Annotated in this window: 22 protein-coding genes; 13 read left to right on the top strand and 9 right to left on the bottom strand. The window is 65.7% G+C overall.

What is annotated here, in order from left to right:
• Window positions 1-145 precede the first annotated feature (145 nt).
• Together nadA and nadC are read left to right on the top strand one after the other, a co-directional pair.
• Window positions 146-1,282 carry a quinolinate synthase NadA gene (gene nadA / locus F3J15_RS19440; RefSeq protein WP_059816346.1) on the top strand — a complete coding sequence of 379 codons (1,137 nt, stop codon included), beginning with the start codon at window positions 146-148 and terminating at the stop codon, window positions 1,280-1,282.
• On the top strand, window positions 1,279-2,163 hold the full coding sequence (gene nadC / locus F3J15_RS19445; protein ID WP_166893502.1) for a carboxylating nicotinate-nucleotide diphosphorylase: 885 nt from the start codon (window positions 1,279-1,281) through the stop codon (window positions 2,161-2,163). The genes nadA and nadC overlap by 4 nt, the downstream gene beginning before the upstream one ends.
• A 91-nt stretch (window positions 2,164-2,254) precedes the next feature.
• Here nadC and nadB read toward each other — a convergent pair whose 3' ends face one another.
• The 4 genes from nadB to radC all read right to left on the bottom strand — a co-directional run bounded on the left by nadB (window position 2,255) and on the right by radC (window position 5,431).
• The gene (gene nadB / locus F3J15_RS19450; protein WP_046544591.1) at window positions 2,255-3,841 is read right to left on the bottom strand and encodes an L-aspartate oxidase; all 1,587 of its coding nucleotides are present in this window, start codon (window positions 3,839-3,841) and stop codon (window positions 2,255-2,257) included.
• A gap of 160 nt (window positions 3,842-4,001) precedes the next feature.
• Window positions 4,002-4,169 (bottom strand): 50S ribosomal protein L33, encoded by a 168-nt coding sequence (gene rpmG, locus F3J15_RS19455; protein WP_006478046.1) that lies wholly within the window; start codon window positions 4,167-4,169, stop codon window positions 4,002-4,004.
• A gap of 17 nt (window positions 4,170-4,186) precedes the next feature.
• The gene (rpmB, locus tag F3J15_RS19460) at window positions 4,187-4,420 is read right to left on the bottom strand and encodes a 50S ribosomal protein L28 (protein ID WP_004186391.1); all 234 of its coding nucleotides are present in this window, start codon (window positions 4,418-4,420) and stop codon (window positions 4,187-4,189) included.
• Window positions 4,421-4,657: 237 nt separating this feature from the next.
• Entirely contained in the window at window positions 4,658-5,431 is a 774-nt protein-coding gene (radC, locus tag F3J15_RS19465) for a DNA repair protein RadC (protein WP_069248655.1), read from the bottom strand.
• 135 nt (window positions 5,432-5,566) lie between these two features.
• Between radC and F3J15_RS19470 the strand changes: the two genes are divergently transcribed.
• The 8 genes from F3J15_RS19470 to F3J15_RS19505 all read left to right on the top strand — a co-directional run bounded on the left by F3J15_RS19470 (window position 5,567) and on the right by F3J15_RS19505 (window position 12,763).
• Complete coding sequence (locus F3J15_RS19470) at window positions 5,567-6,022, top strand: peptidylprolyl isomerase (protein ID WP_046544593.1); 456 nt, start codon at window positions 5,567-5,569, stop codon at window positions 6,020-6,022.
• Between the two features lie 2 nt (window positions 6,023-6,024).
• The gene (ispH, locus tag F3J15_RS19475; RefSeq protein WP_011352949.1) at window positions 6,025-7,005 is read left to right on the top strand and encodes a 4-hydroxy-3-methylbut-2-enyl diphosphate reductase; all 981 of its coding nucleotides are present in this window, start codon (window positions 6,025-6,027) and stop codon (window positions 7,003-7,005) included.
• Between the two features lie 203 nt (window positions 7,006-7,208).
• Entirely contained in the window at window positions 7,209-7,952 is a 744-nt protein-coding gene (locus F3J15_RS19480) for an amino acid-binding protein (protein ID WP_205190877.1), read from the top strand.
• A 211-nt stretch (window positions 7,953-8,163) separates the two neighbouring features.
• A complete protein-coding gene (locus tag F3J15_RS19485; RefSeq protein ID WP_006488946.1) occupies window positions 8,164-9,114 on the top strand; it encodes a branched-chain amino acid ABC transporter permease in 951 nt (316 codons plus the stop codon).
• 18 nt (window positions 9,115-9,132) lie between these two features.
• A complete protein-coding gene (locus F3J15_RS19490; protein WP_069248653.1) occupies window positions 9,133-10,302 on the top strand; it encodes an ABC transporter ATP-binding protein in 1,170 nt (389 codons plus the stop codon).
• Between the two features lie 23 nt (window positions 10,303-10,325).
• Window positions 10,326-11,102 (top strand): ABC transporter ATP-binding protein, encoded by a 777-nt coding sequence (locus F3J15_RS19495; RefSeq protein WP_069248652.1) that lies wholly within the window; start codon window positions 10,326-10,328, stop codon window positions 11,100-11,102.
• Window positions 11,102-11,818 (top strand): ABC transporter ATP-binding protein, encoded by a 717-nt coding sequence (locus F3J15_RS19500; RefSeq protein ID WP_069248651.1) that lies wholly within the window; start codon window positions 11,102-11,104, stop codon window positions 11,816-11,818. The genes F3J15_RS19495 and F3J15_RS19500 overlap by 1 nt, the downstream gene beginning before the upstream one ends.
• A 273-nt stretch (window positions 11,819-12,091) precedes the next feature.
• Complete coding sequence (locus F3J15_RS19505) at window positions 12,092-12,763, top strand: DUF2278 family protein (protein WP_089446262.1); 672 nt, start codon at window positions 12,092-12,094, stop codon at window positions 12,761-12,763.
• Between the two features lie 24 nt (window positions 12,764-12,787).
• Here the strand turns inward: F3J15_RS19505 and F3J15_RS19510 are convergent, their stop codons facing one another.
• The 3 genes from F3J15_RS19510 to F3J15_RS19520 all read right to left on the bottom strand — a co-directional run bounded on the left by F3J15_RS19510 (window position 12,788) and on the right by F3J15_RS19520 (window position 15,766).
• Window positions 12,788-13,243, bottom strand: a complete 456-nt coding sequence (locus F3J15_RS19510) for a GNAT family acetyltransferase (protein ID WP_021160763.1) — start codon at window positions 13,241-13,243, stop codon at window positions 12,788-12,790.
• Between the two features lie 13 nt (window positions 13,244-13,256).
• Window positions 13,257-14,441: an acetylornithine transaminase gene (locus F3J15_RS19515; RefSeq protein WP_069248649.1), complete on the bottom strand. Its 1,185-nt coding sequence runs from the start codon at window positions 14,439-14,441 to the stop codon at window positions 13,257-13,259.
• A gap of 293 nt (window positions 14,442-14,734) precedes the next feature.
• Entirely contained in the window at window positions 14,735-15,766 is a 1,032-nt protein-coding gene (locus F3J15_RS19520; RefSeq protein ID WP_039368138.1) for a CDP-6-deoxy-delta-3,4-glucoseen reductase, read from the bottom strand.
• A gap of 107 nt (window positions 15,767-15,873) precedes the next feature.
• On the opposite strand from F3J15_RS19520, the gene F3J15_RS19525 reads away from it, so the two are divergent.
• Entirely contained in the window at window positions 15,874-16,911 is a 1,038-nt protein-coding gene (locus tag F3J15_RS19525; protein ID WP_089484447.1) for an NAD-dependent epimerase/dehydratase family protein, read from the top strand.
• Here the strand turns inward: F3J15_RS19525 and F3J15_RS19530 are convergent.
• Together F3J15_RS19530 and F3J15_RS19535 are read right to left on the bottom strand one after the other, a co-directional pair.
• Window positions 16,894-17,082, bottom strand: coding sequence for a hypothetical protein (locus F3J15_RS19530; protein WP_069248647.1), 189 nt, complete (start codon window positions 17,080-17,082; stop codon window positions 16,894-16,896). The two genes, F3J15_RS19525 and F3J15_RS19530, sit on opposite strands and share 18 nt — an antisense overlap.
• 106 nt (window positions 17,083-17,188) lie before the next feature.
• Window positions 17,189-17,905 carry a 16S rRNA pseudouridine(516) synthase gene (locus F3J15_RS19535; RefSeq protein WP_166893504.1) on the bottom strand — a complete coding sequence of 239 codons (717 nt, stop codon included), beginning with the start codon at window positions 17,903-17,905 and terminating at the stop codon, window positions 17,189-17,191.
• Window positions 17,906-18,019: 114 nt separating this feature from the next.
• Between F3J15_RS19535 and copC the strand changes: the two genes are divergently transcribed.
• Together copC and F3J15_RS19545 are read left to right on the top strand one after the other, a co-directional pair.
• Window positions 18,020-18,394 carry a copper homeostasis periplasmic binding protein CopC gene (gene copC / locus F3J15_RS19540; protein ID WP_166893506.1) on the top strand — a complete coding sequence of 125 codons (375 nt, stop codon included), beginning with the start codon at window positions 18,020-18,022 and terminating at the stop codon, window positions 18,392-18,394.
• Window positions 18,395-18,457: 63 nt separating this feature from the next.
• Entirely contained in the window at window positions 18,458-18,958 is a 501-nt protein-coding gene (locus tag F3J15_RS19545; RefSeq protein ID WP_089446257.1) for a DinB family protein, read from the top strand.
• The last annotated feature ends 14 nt before the right edge of the window (window positions 18,959-18,972 follow it).

The following is an 18,972-nucleotide window of genomic DNA, read 5'->3' on the forward strand; positions in this document are numbered from 1 at the left end:
TTGGTATGAGGCTTGGGGCAGCGTGGAAGTGTTGTTCCAGGGCTAGGATCGGAGTGGGCGCCGAAGCGCTAACGCTGATCGACCGCAAAGCATGGGATCAGAGTAAGCGCTAAAGCGCTAACTCTGATCGACAGGAGATATGGAGATGCAATCGACGATCAAACCCGTCGAGTACGACCGGCCCGTTGCAGCAGGGACCGTATGCGGCGTGGGGCAGGCATGGGCCAAGGTGCCCGATGCACCGTCCGCCGAAGAGCGGGCCGCGCTGAAAGCGCGCATCAAGGCATTGCTCGTGCGTGAAAAGGCCGTGCTGGTCGCGCACTACTACGTCGACGCCGAGCTGCAGGAGCTCGCCGACGAAACCGGCGGCTGTGTCGCCGATTCGCTCGAAATGGCCCGCTTCGGCCGTGACCACGACGCGCAGACGCTGGTCGTCGCCGGCGTGCGCTTCATGGGCGAGACCGCGAAGATCCTGAGCCCGAACAAACGCATCCTGATGCCCGATCTCGACGCGACCTGCTCGCTCGACCTCGGCTGCCCCGTCGACGAATTCTCGGCGTTCTGCGATGCACATCCCGACCGTACCGTCGTCGTCTACGCGAATACCAGCGCTGCCGTGAAGGCGCGCGCGGACTGGATGGTCACGTCGTCGATCGGCCTCGAGATCGTGGCCGACCTGCATGCACGCGGCGAGAAGATCATCTGGGCGCCGGATCGCCATCTTGGCAGCTACATCCAGAAGAAAACCGGCGCGGACATGCTGCTGTGGCAAGGCTCGTGCCTCGTTCACGACGAATTCAAGGGCATCGAGCTCGACCTGCTGCGCGCCGAGTATCCGGACGCGAAGGTGCTCGTCCACCCCGAATCGCCGGAAAACGTCGTCGCGCAGGCCGATGTGGTCGGCTCGACCACGCAGCTGATCGATGCGGCGGTCAAGTTCGACGCGACGCATTTCATCGTCGCGACCGATCTCGGCATCCTGCACAAGATGCAGCTTGCGGCGCCCGGCAAGACCTTCATCGCCGCGCCGACGGCCGGCAACAGCGCTACCTGCAAGAGCTGCGCGCACTGCCCGTGGATGGCAATGAACGGCCTCGCGAACCTCGCCGACGTGCTTGAGCGCGGTCACAACGAGATCTTCGTCGATCCCGCGATCGGCGAGCGCGCACGCCTTCCGATCGACCGGATGCTCGATTTCGCGGCCGCGCACAAGAAGCGCGTGCAGGCGAGCGGCGATCTGCAGCGTGACCAGCAACTGTTCGCGAACGTGGGGGCTGCATGACCAGTTCCGCAGTATCCCCGCTGTTCAACATCGTCCGCGAGCAATACGGCGCGGCATTCGACGATGCGATCGCGCGCAACGTGGCCGATGCGATCGCGGAAGACGTCGGCACCGGCGACCAGACCGGGCGGCTCGTAGCGGCCGGCGGACGTCGCCGTGCACGCATCATCGTGCGCGAGGAAGCCGTGCTGTGCGGCGTGCCGTGGTTCGAGGCCGTGATTGCCCGGATCGATCCGTCGATCGTCGTGCAATGGCGCTATCGCGAAGGTGACCGGATGTCGCCCGATTCGACCGTCTGCGAACTCCAAGGGCCGGCGCGCGCGCTGCTGACGGCCGAGCGCAACGGGCTGAACTTCCTGCAGTTGCTGTCGGGCGTCGCGACCGCGACGCGTCGTTACGTCGATCGCGTCGAAGGCACGCGCGCGAAGATCCTCGATACGCGCAAGACGCTGCCGGGCCTGCGGCTCGCGCAGAAGTACGCGGTGCGCGTCGGCGGGGGCGAGAACCAGCGTCTCGCGTTGTACGACGGCATCCTGATCAAGGAAAACCACATCGCGGCGGCAGGCGGTGTCGGCGAGGCGCTCGACGCAGCATTTGCGCTGGAGTCGGGCGTGCCCGTGCAGGTCGAAGTCGAGACGCTTGCACAACTCGATACGGCGCTCGCACATCGCGCGCAGTCGGTGCTGCTCGACAACTTCACGCTCGACATGATGCGTGAAGCGGTGCGTGTGGCGAACGGCAAGGCCGTGCTCGAAGTGTCGGGCGGCGTCAATTTCGAGACAGTGCGTGCGTTCGCGGAAACGGGGGTCGACCGTATCTCGATCGGCGCGCTGACGAAGGACGTGCGCGCGACGGACTATTCGATGCGGATCGTCGACTGACCGAACGCGTTCGATCAGACAAAAAAGCCGTTGGCGCGCAAACGCCAACGGCTTTTTTCCTGTGCGACCGCAGCCGGGAAGGGCGTGCCGCTCAGCGACGCGCGCGCGGCGTGAGCACGCTCGGCAGTGCCTTCGGCAGCGAGTTCGGCCAGTCGCGGCTGTAGTGTAGCCCGCGGCTTTCGCGGCGCGAGTGTGCGCTCTTCACGATCAGCGTCGCCACGTCGACGAGGTTGCGCAGTTCGAGCAGGTCGCGCGTCACGCGGAAGTTCGCGTAGTACTCCTGGATCTCGTCGCGCAGCAGCGACAGCCGGTGCTTCGCGCGTTCGAGGCGCTTGTCGGTGCGCACGATGCCGACGTAGTTCCACATCAGGCGGCGCAGCTCGTCCCAGTTGTGCGCAACGACGACTTCCTCGTCCGCATCCGATACGCGGCTTTCATCCCATGCGGGCAGCGTGGCCGGCGTTTCGGCATCGAAGCCGGCTGCCTCGATCGCTTCGGCCGCGGCACGACCGATCACGAGACATTCGAGCAGGGAGTTGCTCGCGAGCCGGTTCGCGCCGTGAAGCCCCGTGTACGACGTTTCGCCGACCGCATACAGGCCCGCGAGATCGGTGCGCCCGGCGAGATCGGTGACGACGCCGCCGCACGTGTAGTGTGCGGCCGGCACGACGGGAATCGGCTCTTTCGCGATGTCGATGCCGAATTCGAGGCAGCGCGCGTGGATCGTCGGGAAGTGTTCGCGCAGGAACGCTTCCGGCTGGTGGCTGATGTCGAGATACACGCAGTCGATCCCGCGCTTCTTGATCTCGAAGTCGATCGCGCGCGCAACGATGTCGCGCGGCGCGAGTTCGGCGCGCGGATCATGCGCGGGCATGAAGCGCGTGCCATCGGGCAGCTTCAACAGGCCGCCTTCGCCGCGCACGGCTTCGGAAATCAGGAACGACTTCGCGTACGGATGGAACAGGCAGGTCGGGTGGAACTGGATGAATTCCATGTTCGACACGCGGCAGCCCGCACGCCACGCCATCGCGATGCCGTCGCCGGTCGCGGTGTCGGGGTTCGTCGTGTACAGGTAGACCTTGCCGGCGCCGCCCGTTGCGAGCACCGTATGCGGCGCCTCGATCGTGATCGTGCGGTCGTTGTCGACGTCGAGCGCGTACAGGCCGTGACAGCGGCGGCCGGGCAGGCCGAGCCGGTCCGACGTGATCAGGTCGATCGCGTGGTGGTTTTCGAAGAACGTGATGTTCGGATGCTGGCGCGCACGTGCCGACAGCGTGGCGAGCACCGCATGGCCGGTCGCGTCGGCCGCGTGGATGATCCGGCGGTGGCTGTGGCCGCCTTCACGCGTGAGATGGAAGCCGAGCTCGGCCGCGTCGTCCTTCGTGAACGGCACGCCCTGCGAGATCAGCCATTCGATTGCTTCGCGGCCGTGCTCGACGATATAGCGCGTCGCGCCTTCGTCGCACAAGCCGCCACCGGCGACCAGCGTGTCGTCGACGTGGTTCTCGATGCTGTCCGCCGAATCGAGGACTGCCGCGATGCCGCCTTGCGCGTTATCGCTCGCGCCCTCCATCATCGACCGCTTCGCGATCAGCGCGACACGTCGCGTGCTGGCCAGGTTGAGTGCGACCGACAGCCCTGCCAGGCCGCTGCCGACGATCGCCACGTCGAATTTCATGCTGCATCTCCATCGTTACGCTTTTGATCTTGTGCGTTCCGGCGGCCGTGGCCGCGGAAAGGGGAGAGCATACCGCGTCGCGCCGGAGCGTGCGCGCAAAACAAAAAGCCCCGCATGTGCGGGGCTTTTCGGTCGCCGTCAGGCTGGCAGAAACCGGAGATTACTTGATCTTGGTTTCTTTGTATTCCACATGCTTGCGGACGACGGGATCGAACTTCTTGATCGCCATCTTTTCCGGCATGTTGCGCTTGTTCTTCGTGGTCGTGTAGAAGTGACCCGTACCAGCGGTCGACTCAAGCTTGATCTTGTCGCGTGCGCCTTTTGCCATGATTGTGCTCCTTGGGCTTAGGCTTCGCCGCGTGCGCGCAGGTCAGCGAGCACGGAATCGATGCCGTTCTTGTCGATCAGGCGCAGGCCGGCGTTCGAGACGCGCAGGCGCACCCAGCGGTTTTCGCTCTCAACCCAGAACCGGCGGTTTTGCAGGTTCGGCAGGAAGCGACGCTTGGTCTTGTTGTTGGCGTGGGAAACGTTGTTGCCGCTCATCGGCGCTTTCCCAGTTACTTGGCATACGCGTGCCATGAGAGCACTCCTAATACGCTAAATTCGGGGTTCGATCGCCGATGAAGGTTCCATCGTACCGCCACGTGATCCATGGCTGCACTCAGAACGCCGAAGCCCTTACAGACAAGGCCCTTCGATGGCTAGAACTGGTTGGAAAAAAGACAGACGGCGATTCTAGCAGAAAAAGTTCAGAAAAATCAAACCTAATTTCGCATCACCGTTGCGGCGCCCTTGGGCGGGCCGCAACCACACAGTCTACATCCAACCGGCCCGTGCGAACGAAAAAGTATCACTGGTGCCGATCACGACGTGATCGAGCAGCCTGACATCGACGAGCGCGAGCGCGTCGTGCAGCACGCGGGTCAGGCGGCGATCTTCCGCGCTCGGCTGCACCGCGCCAGACGGATGATTGTGGGCGACGATCAGGGCCGCGGCGTTGTATGCCATCGCGCGGCGCACGATCTCGCGCGGGTAGACGGCCATGCGCGTCAGCGAGCCGCGGGTGATTTCCTCCATGTCGATCAGGCCGTGGCGCGCGTCGAGGTAGACCGCCGCGAACACTTCGTACGGACGCGCGCCGATCTTCAGCCGCAGATAGTCCTCGACCGCGCTGGGTGAATCGATCGGCTTCTTCTCGTGCGCTTTCTCCTTCAGCATGCGACGCGCGATCTCGATGACGGCAACCAGCCGCGCGGAGCGCGCGGGGCCGATGCCGGGGTGCGCCTCGAAATCGTCGGTGGTCGCCTCGAGCAGTCCGTGCAACGACTTGAACTGCTTGACCAGTGCGCGGGCGGTGGTGAACACGTCGTGCCCGGGCTTGCCCGTGCCGAGCAGCAGGGCGACTAGTTCGTCGTCGGTCAGCGCCGCCGGCCCGCGCTCCAGCAATCGCTCGCGTGGCCGCTCGGGCCGCCAGCCGCGCAGGCGGCGCTTGCGCCGGTGGATCGGGATGACGCGGCCGGGCGGATCGGCCGGCAGATCGGTGCTGTCGCGGCATTCGACGGACGGCAAGGCTGGGCAGGGTGACAGCATGCTTGAAACTCCATTGGCGGCGGGCGGTGTGCGCGACGTCGTCGCACTTTCCGCCTTGCGCGCTCAGGTGACTTACAATATTAGTTTTGCGCCGGGCCGTTCGGCCGTATCGGGCGCCGACTGAACGAGTAATTCATGAGCCTCATCGATCTATCCGAAGTGAAGCCCGGTTCCCACGTCACGTTGCATTACCGGCTGGCACTGGCCGACGGCGCCGATATCGTCAACACCTTCACCGACAAGCCAGCCACGCTGCTGCTCGGCGCGGGGCAACTGGCGCCGTCGCTGGAACAGATTCTGATCGGCCTCAGGGTCGGCGACCATTCGACTTTTCAGCTAGCCCCCGAGCAGGGGTTCGGTCCCCGCAATCCCGACATGCTCCAGCGCGTGACGCTGTCGACGCTGCGCGAGAACGGGATGGTCGGCGACGATTTCACGCCGGGCGAACTGATCGAGTTCAACGCACCGGACGGCGGCCGATACGCGGGGGTGCTGAAGGAAGTCAGCGAAACCTCGGCACTGTTCGACTTCAATCATCCGCTCGCGGGCCAAGCGCTCACGTTCGAAGTGAAAATCATCGGAATCCTGTAATCATGAGCACCACCGATACACTGTCCGGGCAGACCGTCGCCGCCGATGCCGAAATCCTGCTGGCCCAGCCGCGCGGTTTCTGCGCGGGCGTCGATCGCGCGATCGAGATCGTCGAGCGCGCCATCGCGATGCACGGTGCGCCGATCTATGTCCGTCACGAGATCGTCCACAACAAGTACGTGGTCGAGGATCTGAAGAAGAAAGGCGCGATCTTCGTCGAGGAACTCGAGGAAGTGCCGGCCGGCAATACCGTGATCTTCAGCGCGCACGGCGTGTCGAAGGCCGTGCGCGACGAGGCCGACGTGCGCGGGTTGCGCATTTACGACGCAACCTGCCCGCTCGTCACGAAGGTGCACGTCGAAGTGGCGAAGATGCGCCAGGACGGCGTCGACATCGTCATGATCGGGCACAAGGGCCATCCGGAAGTTGAAGGCACGATGGGGCAGGTCGAGCGCGGCATGCATCTCGTCGAGAGCGTCGAGGACGTGCAGAAGCTCGAGCTCGCCGATCCCGAACGCATCGCGCTCGTCACGCAGACGACGCTGTCCGTCGACGACGCAGCCGAGATCATCGGCGCGTTGAAGGCCAAGTATCCGAAGATCCGCGAGCCGAAGAAGCAGGACATCTGCTATGCGACGCAGAACCGCCAGGACGCCGTGAAGTTCATGGCGCCGCAGTGCGATGTCGTGATCGTCGTCGGCAGCCCGAACAGCTCGAATTCGAGCCGCCTGCGTGAAGTGGCCGAGAAGCGCGGCGTGGACGCGTACATGGTCGATGCACCCGACCAGATCGATCCGGCATGGGTCGCAGGCAAGCGTCGCATCGGCGTGACGGCCGGCGCGTCGGCCCCCGAAGTGCTCGCCCAGGCCGTGATCGCGCGACTGCGCGAACTCGGTGTGCGCAATGTGCGCGCGCTCGACGGCATCGAGGAAAACGTGTCGTTTCCGCTGCCGCGCGGGTTGAACCTGCCGCCCGCTGCCTGATTGCCGCATCGCACCTGCGGAACACCGAAGCGCGCCTTGCGGCGCGCTTTTTTTTGCCTGTCGAAATCGCAATCGCAACCATTATTCGGATCAATGGTGCAACCCGGTTGCTCTGCGCGCTTCCAAGCGTCTCTCAAAATTGGTTGCAATGCAGGAAAACCCCATCGAATCAGGATTATTGGCGTCCTATAAATGGAGTTACAATGCGCCCGTTTTCAGGCCTGAATGGCTTTGAAATCGGATTTTGGCAAGGCGCGGGAGACCACTCAATGCATGTGAAGTTGGCTTACGCCATGTCCGTCGCCGCACCGGTTGCAATGCTTGCCGGCTGCAGCAAAAAGAGCGACGACGAGGCGGGGAGGGAGGCTGCGGCGTTCGCGGCACCGCCGGCCAGCGGCGTGCGCGTCGCCGGAACCGGTCGTGCGGCACCGTTCGTGGGCCGCACCGCGCAATTGGGCAAGGACAAGGAAAACGGGGCACGTTTGGCGATCGAGGAAATCAACGCGCTTGGCCTGGCGAACGGCCAGGCAGCGGGCACGCAGGTTGCAGCACAGCAGGCCGCCGGTCGTGGCGTGACAGCGACCGTGCGCGCCGATCGACGCAGGCCGGCCAGGGTGCCCGGCGATGCGGACAGCGTGCCGATGTCGCCGGTCCCCTTTCATTTCGATTCGACGAAACAGCGCGTTGCCGCGAGCAATGATGTCGCGGCGCGCGGTCTGGTTCGTACGATGGATTCCGACGCAGTCCTGACGAATGTCGGGCGCGGCGTTCGCGGTGCCTTGCGAGGCAGCGCGGCACGGAATCCGATCCGCCCGGGTGCGGGGCTTGCCTCGCACCGGACGGGAAAAGGCACGGATGCCGGGCAACCGGACGATGGCCGTCTCGGCATGCTGCCCTACGACTTCAAGGAGGCCACGAACACCGTCCTCGATGTCGTGACGATTTAGCGACGGGACTCATGACGGCACCGGAACAGTGCGGTGCCGTTTTTGTATCCGCTCCGGCGGCAGGTCCGGCCGTACAGGCCGGGCGGCGCGCGCCGGGACGATCCACCCTTACCGGTATCGACTAGTACCCGCAGTGTCGCCGAGAAGGCGCGATTCCTCGCTTACCCGCGGGGCGCAACGTCCTCCGGCAGCACGGGCCAAGGAGCTTTAAATGGATATTTTCGTCCAGCAGGTTCTCAACGGGCTGGTGCTCGGCAGTGTCTACGCCATCATCGCGTTGGGCTACACGATGGTGTACGGCATTCTCGGCATCATCAACTTCGCGCATGGCGACGTGCTGATGATCGGCGCGATGGTCGCCCTGTCGGCCATCACCGTGCTGCAGAACCATTTCCCCGGACTCGGCAACGTCGCGACGCTGACGATCGGCCTGGGTATCGCCGCAGTCGTCTGTGCATTCGTCGGCTTCACGATCGAGCGGGTCGCCTACCGGCCGCTGCGTCGCGCACCGCGCCTCGCCCCGCTGATCACCGCGATCGGCGTGTCGATCCTGCTGCAGACCGCCGCGATGATCATCTGGTCGCGCAACCCGCTGCCGTTCCCGCAATTGCTGCCGACCGATCCGATCAACGTGATCAAGGCCACCGATACGACGCCCGGCGCCGTGATCTCGGTGACTGAAATCGTGATCATCGCGGTCGCGTTCATCGTGATGGGCGGCCTGCTGCTGCTCGTGCACAAGACCAAGCTCGGCCGCGCGATGCGCGCGATCGCCGAAAGCCCGAACACCGCGAGCCTGATGGGCGTGAACCCGAACTTCGTGATCTCCGCGACGTTCATGATCGGCTCCGCGCTCGCCGCACTGGCCGGCGTGATGATCGCATCCGAATACGGCAACGTGCACTTCTACATGGGCTTCATCCCCGGCATGAAGGCATTCACCGCTGCGGTGCTGGGCGGGATCGGCAACCTCGGCGGTGCGATGGTCGGCGGCGTGCTGCTCGGCCTGATCGAGCAGCTCGGGGCCGGCTACATCGGCAACCTCACGGGCGGCGTATTCGGCAGTAACTACCAGGACGTGTTCGCCTTCATCGTGCTGATCATCGTGCTGGTGTTCCGTCCGTCCGGCCTGCTGGGTGAACGTGTCGCGGATCGCGCGTAACGGAAGGGAGCAAACAACATGACATCCATTCAACCGATCGAATCCTCGACGTCGCTCGTCGAAGAGCGCAACACCACCAAGACCGTCATCATCGGCCTCCTGACCGCGGTCTTCGTGATCGCGGCGCCGATCATCATCGGCTCGGCCGGCGGCAACTACTGGGTCCGCGTGCTCGACTTCGCGATGCTGTACGTGATGCTCGCGCTGGGCCTGAACGTGGTGGTCGGCTTCGCCGGCCTGCTCGACCTGGGTTACATCGCGTTCTACGCGGTGGGCGCGTACACCGCGGCATTGTTGAGCTCGCCGCACCTGACCTCGCAGTTCGAGTGGATCGCGGCGCTCGCGCCGAACGGGTTGCACATCCCGTTCCTGATCATCGTGCCGATCGCGATGGCGCTGGCGGCGACCTTCGGGATCCTGCTCGGCGCGCCGACGCTGCGCCTGCGCGGCGACTACCTGGCGATCGTGACGCTCGGCTTCGGTGAAATCGTCCGGATCTTCATGAACAACCTCGACCGTCCGGTGAACATCACCAACGGCCCGAAGGGGATCACGGGCATCGATCCGGTGCACGTCGGCGACTTCAGCCTCGCGCAGACGCACTCGCTGTTCGGGATCCAGCTGCCGTCGGTCTACATGTACTACTACCTGTTCGTGCTGTGCTCGCTGCTGGTGATCTGGGTGTGTACGCGCCTGCAGCACTCGCGTATCGGCCGCGCATGGGCGGCGATCCGCGAAGACGAGATCGCGGCGAAGGCGATGGGCATCAACACCCGCAACGTGAAGCTGCTCGCATTCGCGATGGGCGCGTCGTTCGGCGGCCTGTCGGGTGCGATGTTCGGTTCGTTCCAGGGCTTCGTGTCGCCGGAATCGTTCACGTTCTGGGAATCGATCGTCGTGCTGGCCTGCGTGGTGCTCGGCGGCATGGGCCACATCCCGGGCGTGATCCTGGGTGCGGTGCTGCTCGCGATCTTCCCGGAATTCCTGCGCTCGACGATGAGCCCGCTGCAGCACGCGCTGTTCGGTCATGACATCGTCGATACGGAAGTGATCCGTCAGGCGCTGTACGGCCTCGCGATGGTCGTCATCATGCTGTATCGCTCGGAAGGCCTGTGGCCCGCGCCGAAGCATGAGGACAAGATCGCGAAACTGGCGAAGCGCGCCAGCAAGAAGCCGGTGCGCGCTTAACCTACGGACGAGGGGATACACACATGAGCGACAAACAAATCCGACTGTCCGTGCAGGGCGTGAACAAACGCTTCGGCGGCCTGCAGGCGCTGTCCGACGTCGGTCTGCAGATCAGGGAAGGCGAGATCTACGGCCTGATCGGCCCGAACGGCGCCGGCAAGACGACGTTCTTCAACGTGATCACGGGCCTCTACACGCCGGACTCCGGCGAGTTCAAGCTCGACGGCACGGAATACAAGCCGACCGCGGTGCATCAGGTCGCGAAGACGGGCATCGCGCGCACGTTCCAGAACATCCGCCTGTTCGGCGGGATGACGGCCCTCGAGAACGTGATGGTGGGCCGCCACGTGCGTACCAAGCACGGGCTGCTCGGCGCGGTGTTCCAGACACCGGCCGAACGCCAGGAGGAGCGCGAGATCAAGGAACGCGCGATCGAGCTGCTCGAATACGTCGGCGTGCTGCAGTACGCGGACTACACGTCGCGCAACCTGTCGTACGGCCACCAGCGCCGTCTCGAGATCGCGCGCGCGCTGGCCACCGACCCGAAGCTGCTCGCGCTCGACGAGCCGGCGGCCGGGATGAACGCGACCGAGAAGGTCGAACTCACGCGCCTGCTCGACAAGATCCGCTCGGACGGCCGCACGATTCTCCTGATCGAGCACGACGTGAAGCTCGTGATGGGGCTGTGCAACCGGATGACGGTGCTCGATTACGGCAAGGTGATCGCCGAAGGTCTGCCGCAGGACGTGCAGAAGAATCCGAAGGTGATTGAGGCATATCTCGGCGCAGGGGTGCACTGATGGCAGCGGCAATGTTGAAAATCAAGGGCTTGCAGGTCAACTACGGCGGCATCCAGGCCGTCAAGGGCGTTGACATGGAAGTCCGCCAGGGCGAGCTCGTGACGCTGATCGGCGCGAACGGCGCAGGCAAGACCACGACGATGAAGGCGATCACGGGTCTCAAGGCGTATTCGGCAGGCGACATCGAGTACGAGGGCAAGTCGATCAAGGGCATCCCGTCGCACGAGCTGCTCAAGCGCGGCCTCGCGATGGTGCCGGAAGGCCGCGGGATCTTCGCGCGGATGTCGATCGTCGAGAACATGCAGATGGGCGCGTACCTGCGCAACGACAACGAGCAGATCAAGAAGGACGTCGACCGCATGTTCGGCTTCTTCCCGCGCCTGAAGGAGCGGGCGACGCAGCTCGCGGGCACGCTGTCGGGCGGCGAGCAGCAGATGCTGGCGATGTCGCGCGCGATTCTCTCGAAGCCGAAGTTGCTGCTGCTCGACGAACCGTCGATGGGCCTGTCGCCGATCATGGTCGAGAAGATCTTCGAAGTGGTGCGTGAAATCTCGAAGGAGGGCATCACGGTGCTGCTCGTCGAGCAGAACGCGCGCCTCGCGCTGCAGGCGGCCGATCGTGGCTACGTGATGGATTCGGGCACGGTCACGATGGAAGGCGATGCGAAGCAGATGCTCGACGATCCGAAGGTGCGTGCCGCGTACCTGGGTGAATGAGTGAGTGAATGAGCGGGCCCGGCGGCGCGCGACGGCAGAGGCCGGCCGCGTCGCACACGGGCTTTCGAAAGGCTGTCACGGGATGCCGTGACAGCCTTTTTTTTCGTGTCATGCGATTCCGGTCGAACTTGTGCGTGCGGGCGCGACTCCATTCGACTGTTGCGCCGCGCACGCGGCGCGGGAACGATGGGGCGGCCGCCCGTTGCCGGTCGCCTGCCAACCGTCACACGGGTCGCGTAGCATCGGCGGCCCATCGGGACACGGAGAGCACGCATGAGTCTGGACTACGGTTTCGTGAAGGCGAAGGTGACATCGGTGGCGAAGCTGAAAGGTTCGCCGCACGGCAGCGAGATCCAGTATCACATCCACCTGACGCTGGCGTTGCCCGGCGGCGACTGGGACGTCGCGATCAACGTCGGCACCAACGACGCGGACGACCTGCTGAACTACAAGCTCGTCTACGATTTCCACCACCCGATCACGCAGACGCTCGAGGCCGCCGCCGAAGGCTATACGGACCTGACGGGGCAGGCGGCATTGCCCGCGCTCGACTATCTGCGCAGCGACATCCTGAACGAAACGGGCGCATGGCGCCCGAGCGCCGTGATGGACGGCACGGAGAATCAGGAGCCGATCCCGTCGCTGCTGCGACTCGTGAACGCCGCGCAGTCGCAGGGGCTCGACGTCGTCGTGTTCGGCCGTTCGTATTCGGAAGGCAACGGCATCCACGATACGCACATGAACCAGGGCTCGACCGGCTCGAACTACCTGCACCGCGCGGGCGACGACCACAACGATCACAACGACATCTGGCAGGACGGCGCGCTGATCGTGCGCGTGAGCGATACCCAGTGGGCCGCGTATTTCGCCGCGTTCGAGCAGCAGGCCGTGCCGACCGACGCGCTCGGCAATCCGCTGCCGGGCGCGGGGCCGATCACGCGCTGACGTGGCGGGCTGCCGGCCTCTGCTTCACGCGGCCGGCAGCGTCTTGCCGAACGAGATGCGCTCCTCGACGCGATAGCCGAGCGCCGCGTAGAAGCGGCACGCATCGTCGTTGCCGGGCAGCACCTGCAGGTTGATCTTCAGGCAGCCGCGCGCGGCAAGCGCGCGTTCCGCATGCGCGATCAGCGCGCGGCCGATGCCGAGCCGGCGTGCGTCGTTCGATACGCCGAACGAGTAGAGCCAGCCGCGATGCCCGTCGAAACCCGCCATCAGCGTGCCGACCACGCGCGCGCCGCTGGTCGCGACGAAGAACAGTTCCGGCTGCGTCGCGAGCTTCAGCTCGATCGATCGCAGCGGATCGCGGTGCGGCGGCGCACCGGCCTCGTCGTACTGCGGGAACGCGTCGCGCCATACCGCGAGCACGGCATCGGTGTCGGCGCGTTCGAACGGGCGGATTGCAACAGCATCGGCGGCGGCATCCATCGGCGGGTTCTCCTTAGAGCGTGTCGAGCACCGACCGCAGCATCGCCATCATCTGGTCGATTTCCTCGGTCGTCACATTCAGTGCGGGCATGAAGCGCAGCAGGTTCGGCCGCGCGGCATTCAGCAGCAGGCCGTCGGGCTGCATGTCGCGGGCCTTCTCGACGATCTGCGGGCCGATGTCCTTGCCGAGCAGCAATGCGCGCAGCAGGCCTTCGCCGCGTTCGCCTTCGAAGCCGCGCTCTTCCGACAGCTCGAGCAGCTTGCGCTTCAGGTATTCGCTGCGCGCACGCACACCTTCGAGGAAGCCCGGTGCGACGAGCTGCGAGATCACCGAATAGCCGACCGCCGTCATCAGCGGGTTGCCGTTGTACGTGCCGCCCTGGTCGCCGGCCTCGAACACCGCGAACTCGGCCTTCGACAGCAGCGCGCCGAGCGGGGCGCCGCCGCCGATGCCTTTCGCGAGCGTCATGACGTCCGGCTCGATCCCGGACAGCTCGTACGCGAACAGCGTGCCCGCGCGGCCGCAGCCGCTTTGCACTTCGTCGACGATCAGCAGCAGGTCGTGCTGCTTCGTCAGCGCGCGCAGCGCCTGCATGAATTCACGCGTGGCCGGAATCACGCCGCCTTCGCCCTGGATCGGTTCGAGCATCACCGCGACGGTCTTGTCGGTGATCAGCTTCTCGACCGAGTTGATGTCGTTCAGCTCGGCCTTCGGGAAGCCCGGCACCTGCGGGGCGTAGATCGTGTCCCAGCCCGGCTTGCCGCTGGCCGACATCGTCGCGAGCGTGCGGCCGTGGAAGCTGTGGTCGAACGTGATGATCTCGTACGCGCCGTTCTTGAACTTGCGGCCCCACTTGCGCGCGAGCTTGATCGCGCCTTCGTTCGCTTCCGCGCCGCTGTTCGTGAAGAACACCTTGTCGAACACGCTGTGCTGCGTGAGCAGGCCCGCGAGCTTCGCCATCGGTTCGTTGTAGAACGCGGGCGACGGGTTCAGCAGCTTTTCGGCCTGCGTCTTCAGCGCGTCGACGATGCCTTCGTTGCAATGGCCGAGGCTGTTGACGGCCCAGCCCTGGATGAAGTCCAGATAGCGCTTGCCCGTGTGATCGTAGAGCCACGAACCCTTGCCGTGCGTAAACACGATGTCGGGGCGGTTCGTGATGTACATCAGCGAGTCGATCGGATAATCGTTCAGGGGCATGGCAGCAGACTCCAGCGGACGTTGAAAGGGAAACGGGCAATAAAAAAGCCACGGAAGGCCGTGGCTGGTGGGTCGAACAGCTTGTGCGTAACCGGTGAAGCAGTGCGGGGGTTACGCGCGAGTCCGTGACGAGCCTGCGGCATCCGGGCGGAGCGGCGAGCGGCGACGTCGAAGGGCGGACAGGAAGCAGTTCATGTGCGCAAGCATAAGGCATCCCGCGCCACACTGTAAACCGCCGCGATGCCACGGATGTGACATCGCGGCGCGCAGTGCCGTACGCGGGTGCGCACGCCTCAGACCGGATGCGCGAGATCGGCGGCGCTCGTGAACGAGTCCGCGTAGAACTCGTCGGCCGGCAGCGCGTGGTGCTGCGTGAAATCGCGCTGCGCGGACTCGACCATCACCGGCGCGCCGCATGCATACACCTGGTGGCCCGACAGGTCGGGCAGATCCTCGATCACCGCGCGATGGACGAAACCGGTGCGGCCCGTCCACTGGTCGCCGGCGTCCGGCTCGGAGAGCACCGGCACGTACTTGAAGTTCGGGATCTCGCGTGCCCACTGCTCGGCGAGTTCGCCGAGGTAGATGTCCTTCTTGCGGCGCGCGCCCCAGTAGAGCGTCATCGGGCGCGTGATGCCCGTGTGCTTCACGTGCTCGATGATCGCCTTGATCGGCGCGAAGCCGGTGCCCGATGCGAGCAGCACGATCGGCTTGTCGGAATCTTCACGCAGGAAGAACGTGCCGAGCGGGCCTTCGAAGCGCAGGATGTCGCGCTCCTTCATCGCGCCGAACACGTGGTCGGTGAACTTGCCGCCCGGCATGTGGCGGATGTGCAGCTCGATCGGGCCTTCCTCGTGCGGCGCGTTCGCCATCGAGTAGCTGCGACGCGAGCCGTCCTTCAGGATGAACTCGACGTACTGGCCCGCGAGATACTGCAGGCGTTCGTTGGCGGGCAACTGGAGCTTCACGACCATCACGTCGTCGGCCTTGCGCTCGAGCGCGGCGATGCGGCACGGCAGTTTCTTGACCTGTACGCCGTCGACGCCGGCGATTTCACGCACGTCGATTTCGAGGTCGCACTGCGCCTTCGAGCAGCACAGCAGCGCGAGGCCGCGGGTGCGCTCGTCGTTGGACAGCGCCGACGCGGCGTGCGGGCCCTGTTCGATCTGGCCCGACACGATCTGGCCCTTGCAGGAGCCGCACGCGCCGTTCTTGCAGCCGTACGGCAGATGGACATTCTGGCGCAGCGCGGCCGCCAGCACGGTTTCATCCGACTCGACCTGGAATTGCCGGCCGCTTTGCTTGAGAGTGACGTTGAATGCCATAGAACCAAACTAGAACAAAATGTGGGGACCGTGCATGTCGGGCACGGCAGCTACAATGCAAACCCGTTGCGCGTCGCGCAACGGTGGCTACTGATTTCGCAACCAACATGATCGCGACTCGAATCCTGCGCCGGCCGCGCGCACTGATCGTCGGCTGCGGCGACGTCGGCATGCGCTGCGTCGCGCAATGGCGCGACACGCGCCGCAACCTGCGGATCTTCGCGCTGACGAGCCATCCGGCCCGTCGCGACGAACTGCGCGCCGCGGGTGCAACGCCGATCGTCGGCGACCTCGATCGCCGGGCGACACTCGGCCGCCTCGCGGGTCTGGCCCGCACGATCCTGCATCTCGCACCGCCGCAGTCCGATGGCCGCGACGACCGGCGCACGCGTGCGCTGATCGCCGCAACGACCGTGCCTGCGCGACGGCCACCGGTGCCGCCGGCATCGGCGGTGGGCCGGCTCCGAACCCTGCGCACCGCGACCCGACAGGCCGGCGCGCCCGTTCGGGCAGCGCGTATTGTACCCGACGGCCTTCGTGCGCCGAGGCTCGTCTACGCCAGTACGACGGGCGTTTACGGCGATTGCGGCGGCGCGCGCATCGACGAAACGCACCCGCTGCGCCCCGCGAATCCGCGCGCGTTCCGGCGCGTGTCGGCCGAGCGGCAACTGCGTGCGGCGACGGTGCGCGGCGTGCTGTCCGCGCGCATCGTGCGGATTCCCGGGATCTACGCGGCGAACCGTCTGCCGGTCGCACGGCTCGAGCGCGGCACGCCGGCGCTCGAACCGGCCGACGACGTCTACACGAACCACATCCACGCGGACGATCTCGCGGCGATCCTGCGCCGTGCGGCCGAGCGTGGCAAGCCGGCGCGTACCGTGCATGCGTCGGACGACAGCGAACTGCGGATGGGGGAATATTTCGACCGGGTCGCGCAGGTGCTCGGCCTGCCGAAGCCGCCACGCGTGAGCCGCGCGGACGCCGAGCGTCAGCTCGAACCGACGCTGCTGTCGTTCATGCGCGAGTCGCGGCGCCTGTCCAACGCACGGCTCAAGGCCGAATTGTGCGTGACGTTGCGCTATCCGACCGTAGATGATTTCCTTCAAACGCTCGCGCCGGGCAGCGCGTCAGGTGAGCGCCGGTAGCGCCTCGATCAGCAGGAAACACAGCAACGCGCCGATCAGCGCACCAATCAGGTTCGGATGATATTTGTGCTTCATGTGCATCGCGGCCAGCAGCCCGCCGATCACGATGACACCGATGACCGCGAACGCGATCATTACGTACGACAGTTCGAAAGAATGGTTGATGTTCATGATGTCTCCCCCTGCATCGCTGCTCGTACAGCTTGTGATTTCAGTATAGCGGGGGAAGATGGGGTCGAGATGCGGCTGGACGTCGAACGGTCGTGCGGATTTTCCCTTACAGGGTTTTGACCGGATTGCGCAGCGCTGAAAGGTCGGCGTCATCGAGCCAGCGCCACGCGCCCGGCGCGAGGTCGGCCGGCAGCGCGAAGCCGCCGATGCTTTCGCGATGCAGCAACTCGACGCGGTTGCTCACCGCCGCGACCATCCGCTTGACCTGGTGGTACTTGCCTTCGAGCACGGTCAGCGCAAGCGCGTGCGTGTCGCGGGCGTCGGCGGCGACGGCCGCGATCGGCTTCGGTTCGCCGTGCAATTGAACGCCGGTGCGCAGCGCGTTCAGCTGCGTGTCGTCGAGGGGGTGGCGCACGGTTGCCACGTAGGTCTTCGGCACCTTGCGCTTCGGCGACGTGTACGCGTGCACGAACTGGCCGTCGTCGGACAGCAGCAGCAGGCCCGTCGTGTCCTGGTCGAGACGCCCGACGCATTGCACGCCGCGCGCGACGAGCGGTGCGGGCAGCAGGCTGAACACGCTCGCGTGGTGTTGCGGGTCGCGCGAACACTCGTAGCCGGCCGGCTTGTTGAGCGCGAGATAGGCGCGTGCGTGGAACGGCCACGCCGTATCGTCGACCGAGAACACGAGGCCGTCGGTATCGAACGCGGCGTCGGGGTCGGTCGCGTTGGCGCCCGCCACGCTGACGCGGCCCGCTTCGATCAGGCCGCGGCACTGGCGGCGCGAGCCGAAGCCCTGGGTGTAGAGAATGCTTTCGAGATCCATAGCGCGCGCATTCTATCAAGCGATGGCGCGCGACCGGCATGAACGCGCATGCGCTGGTAAGCTGCCGGTACGCCGCGCGGGGCGCGGCGTCCGTTCATTCTTCACGGAAAGTCCATGCCTTTTGCTTTGTTCCCGTTCGGCCGCAACGCCGCTGCCGTCATCGTTGCCGCGACTGTCTCGTCGGCGGCGTTCGCGCACGCGCACCTCGCGAAGAGCGATCCGGCGGCGGGCGCGGCGGTGGCTGCCGCCCCGGCCGCCGTCACGATCGACTTCACCGAGCCGCTGGAGCCGGCGTTCAGCTCGATCGTCGTCGTCGACGGCGACGGCAAGACGGTGTCGGACGGCCGTGCGCGCATCGACGCGTCGAACCGCAAGCGGATGTCGGTGCCGCTCACGGCGGTCGGCACCGGCGCCTATACGGTGAAATGGGTGGCCGTCGCGACCGACGGGCACCGCACGCAGGGCGCGTACGGCTTCAGCGTGAAGTGACGCAACGGCGGCGGCAGGCCCGTGCCAGGGCTGCCGCCGCTCTTATCCGACAGGGAGTACCGCATGAATCCGACGACGCTCGACGCACTCGCCGATTTCCCCCGTCAGCTCGAAGCCCATTTCGCGGCCGTCCCCGACGGCTACGCGCGCTGGACACCCGACGACTGGGCCGGGATGCCGAGCGAGCACTTTTCGCCGCTCGGGCAGCTCTGCCACGTGCGCGACATCGAGATCGACGGCTATCACGTGCGGCTGCGGCGGATGCTCGACGAAGACCGGCCGCTGCTCGTGTCGATCGACGGCGACGCGCTCGCGATCGAGCGCCGCTACAACGACGCGTATGCGTCCGACGTGCTCGCGGCGATCCGCGACGCGCGGCGCGAGACGCTGGACCTCGTGTCGCGCCTCACGCCCGAACAGTTCGCGCGCACCGGGGATTTCGACGGCTACGGGTCGCTGACCGTGCGCGGGCTCGTCCACTACCTGTGCAGCCACGACCAGCAGCATCTGGCCGGCATGCAATGGCTGCTCGGCAGGATCGACGCGACGCTGTACGCGCGCTGAGCCGGCGCCGGCAT

The organism is Burkholderia sp. Ap-955, assembly GCF_011753045.1.
GTDB classification, from domain to species: domain Bacteria; phylum Pseudomonadota; class Gammaproteobacteria; order Burkholderiales; family Burkholderiaceae; genus Burkholderia; species Burkholderia lata_D.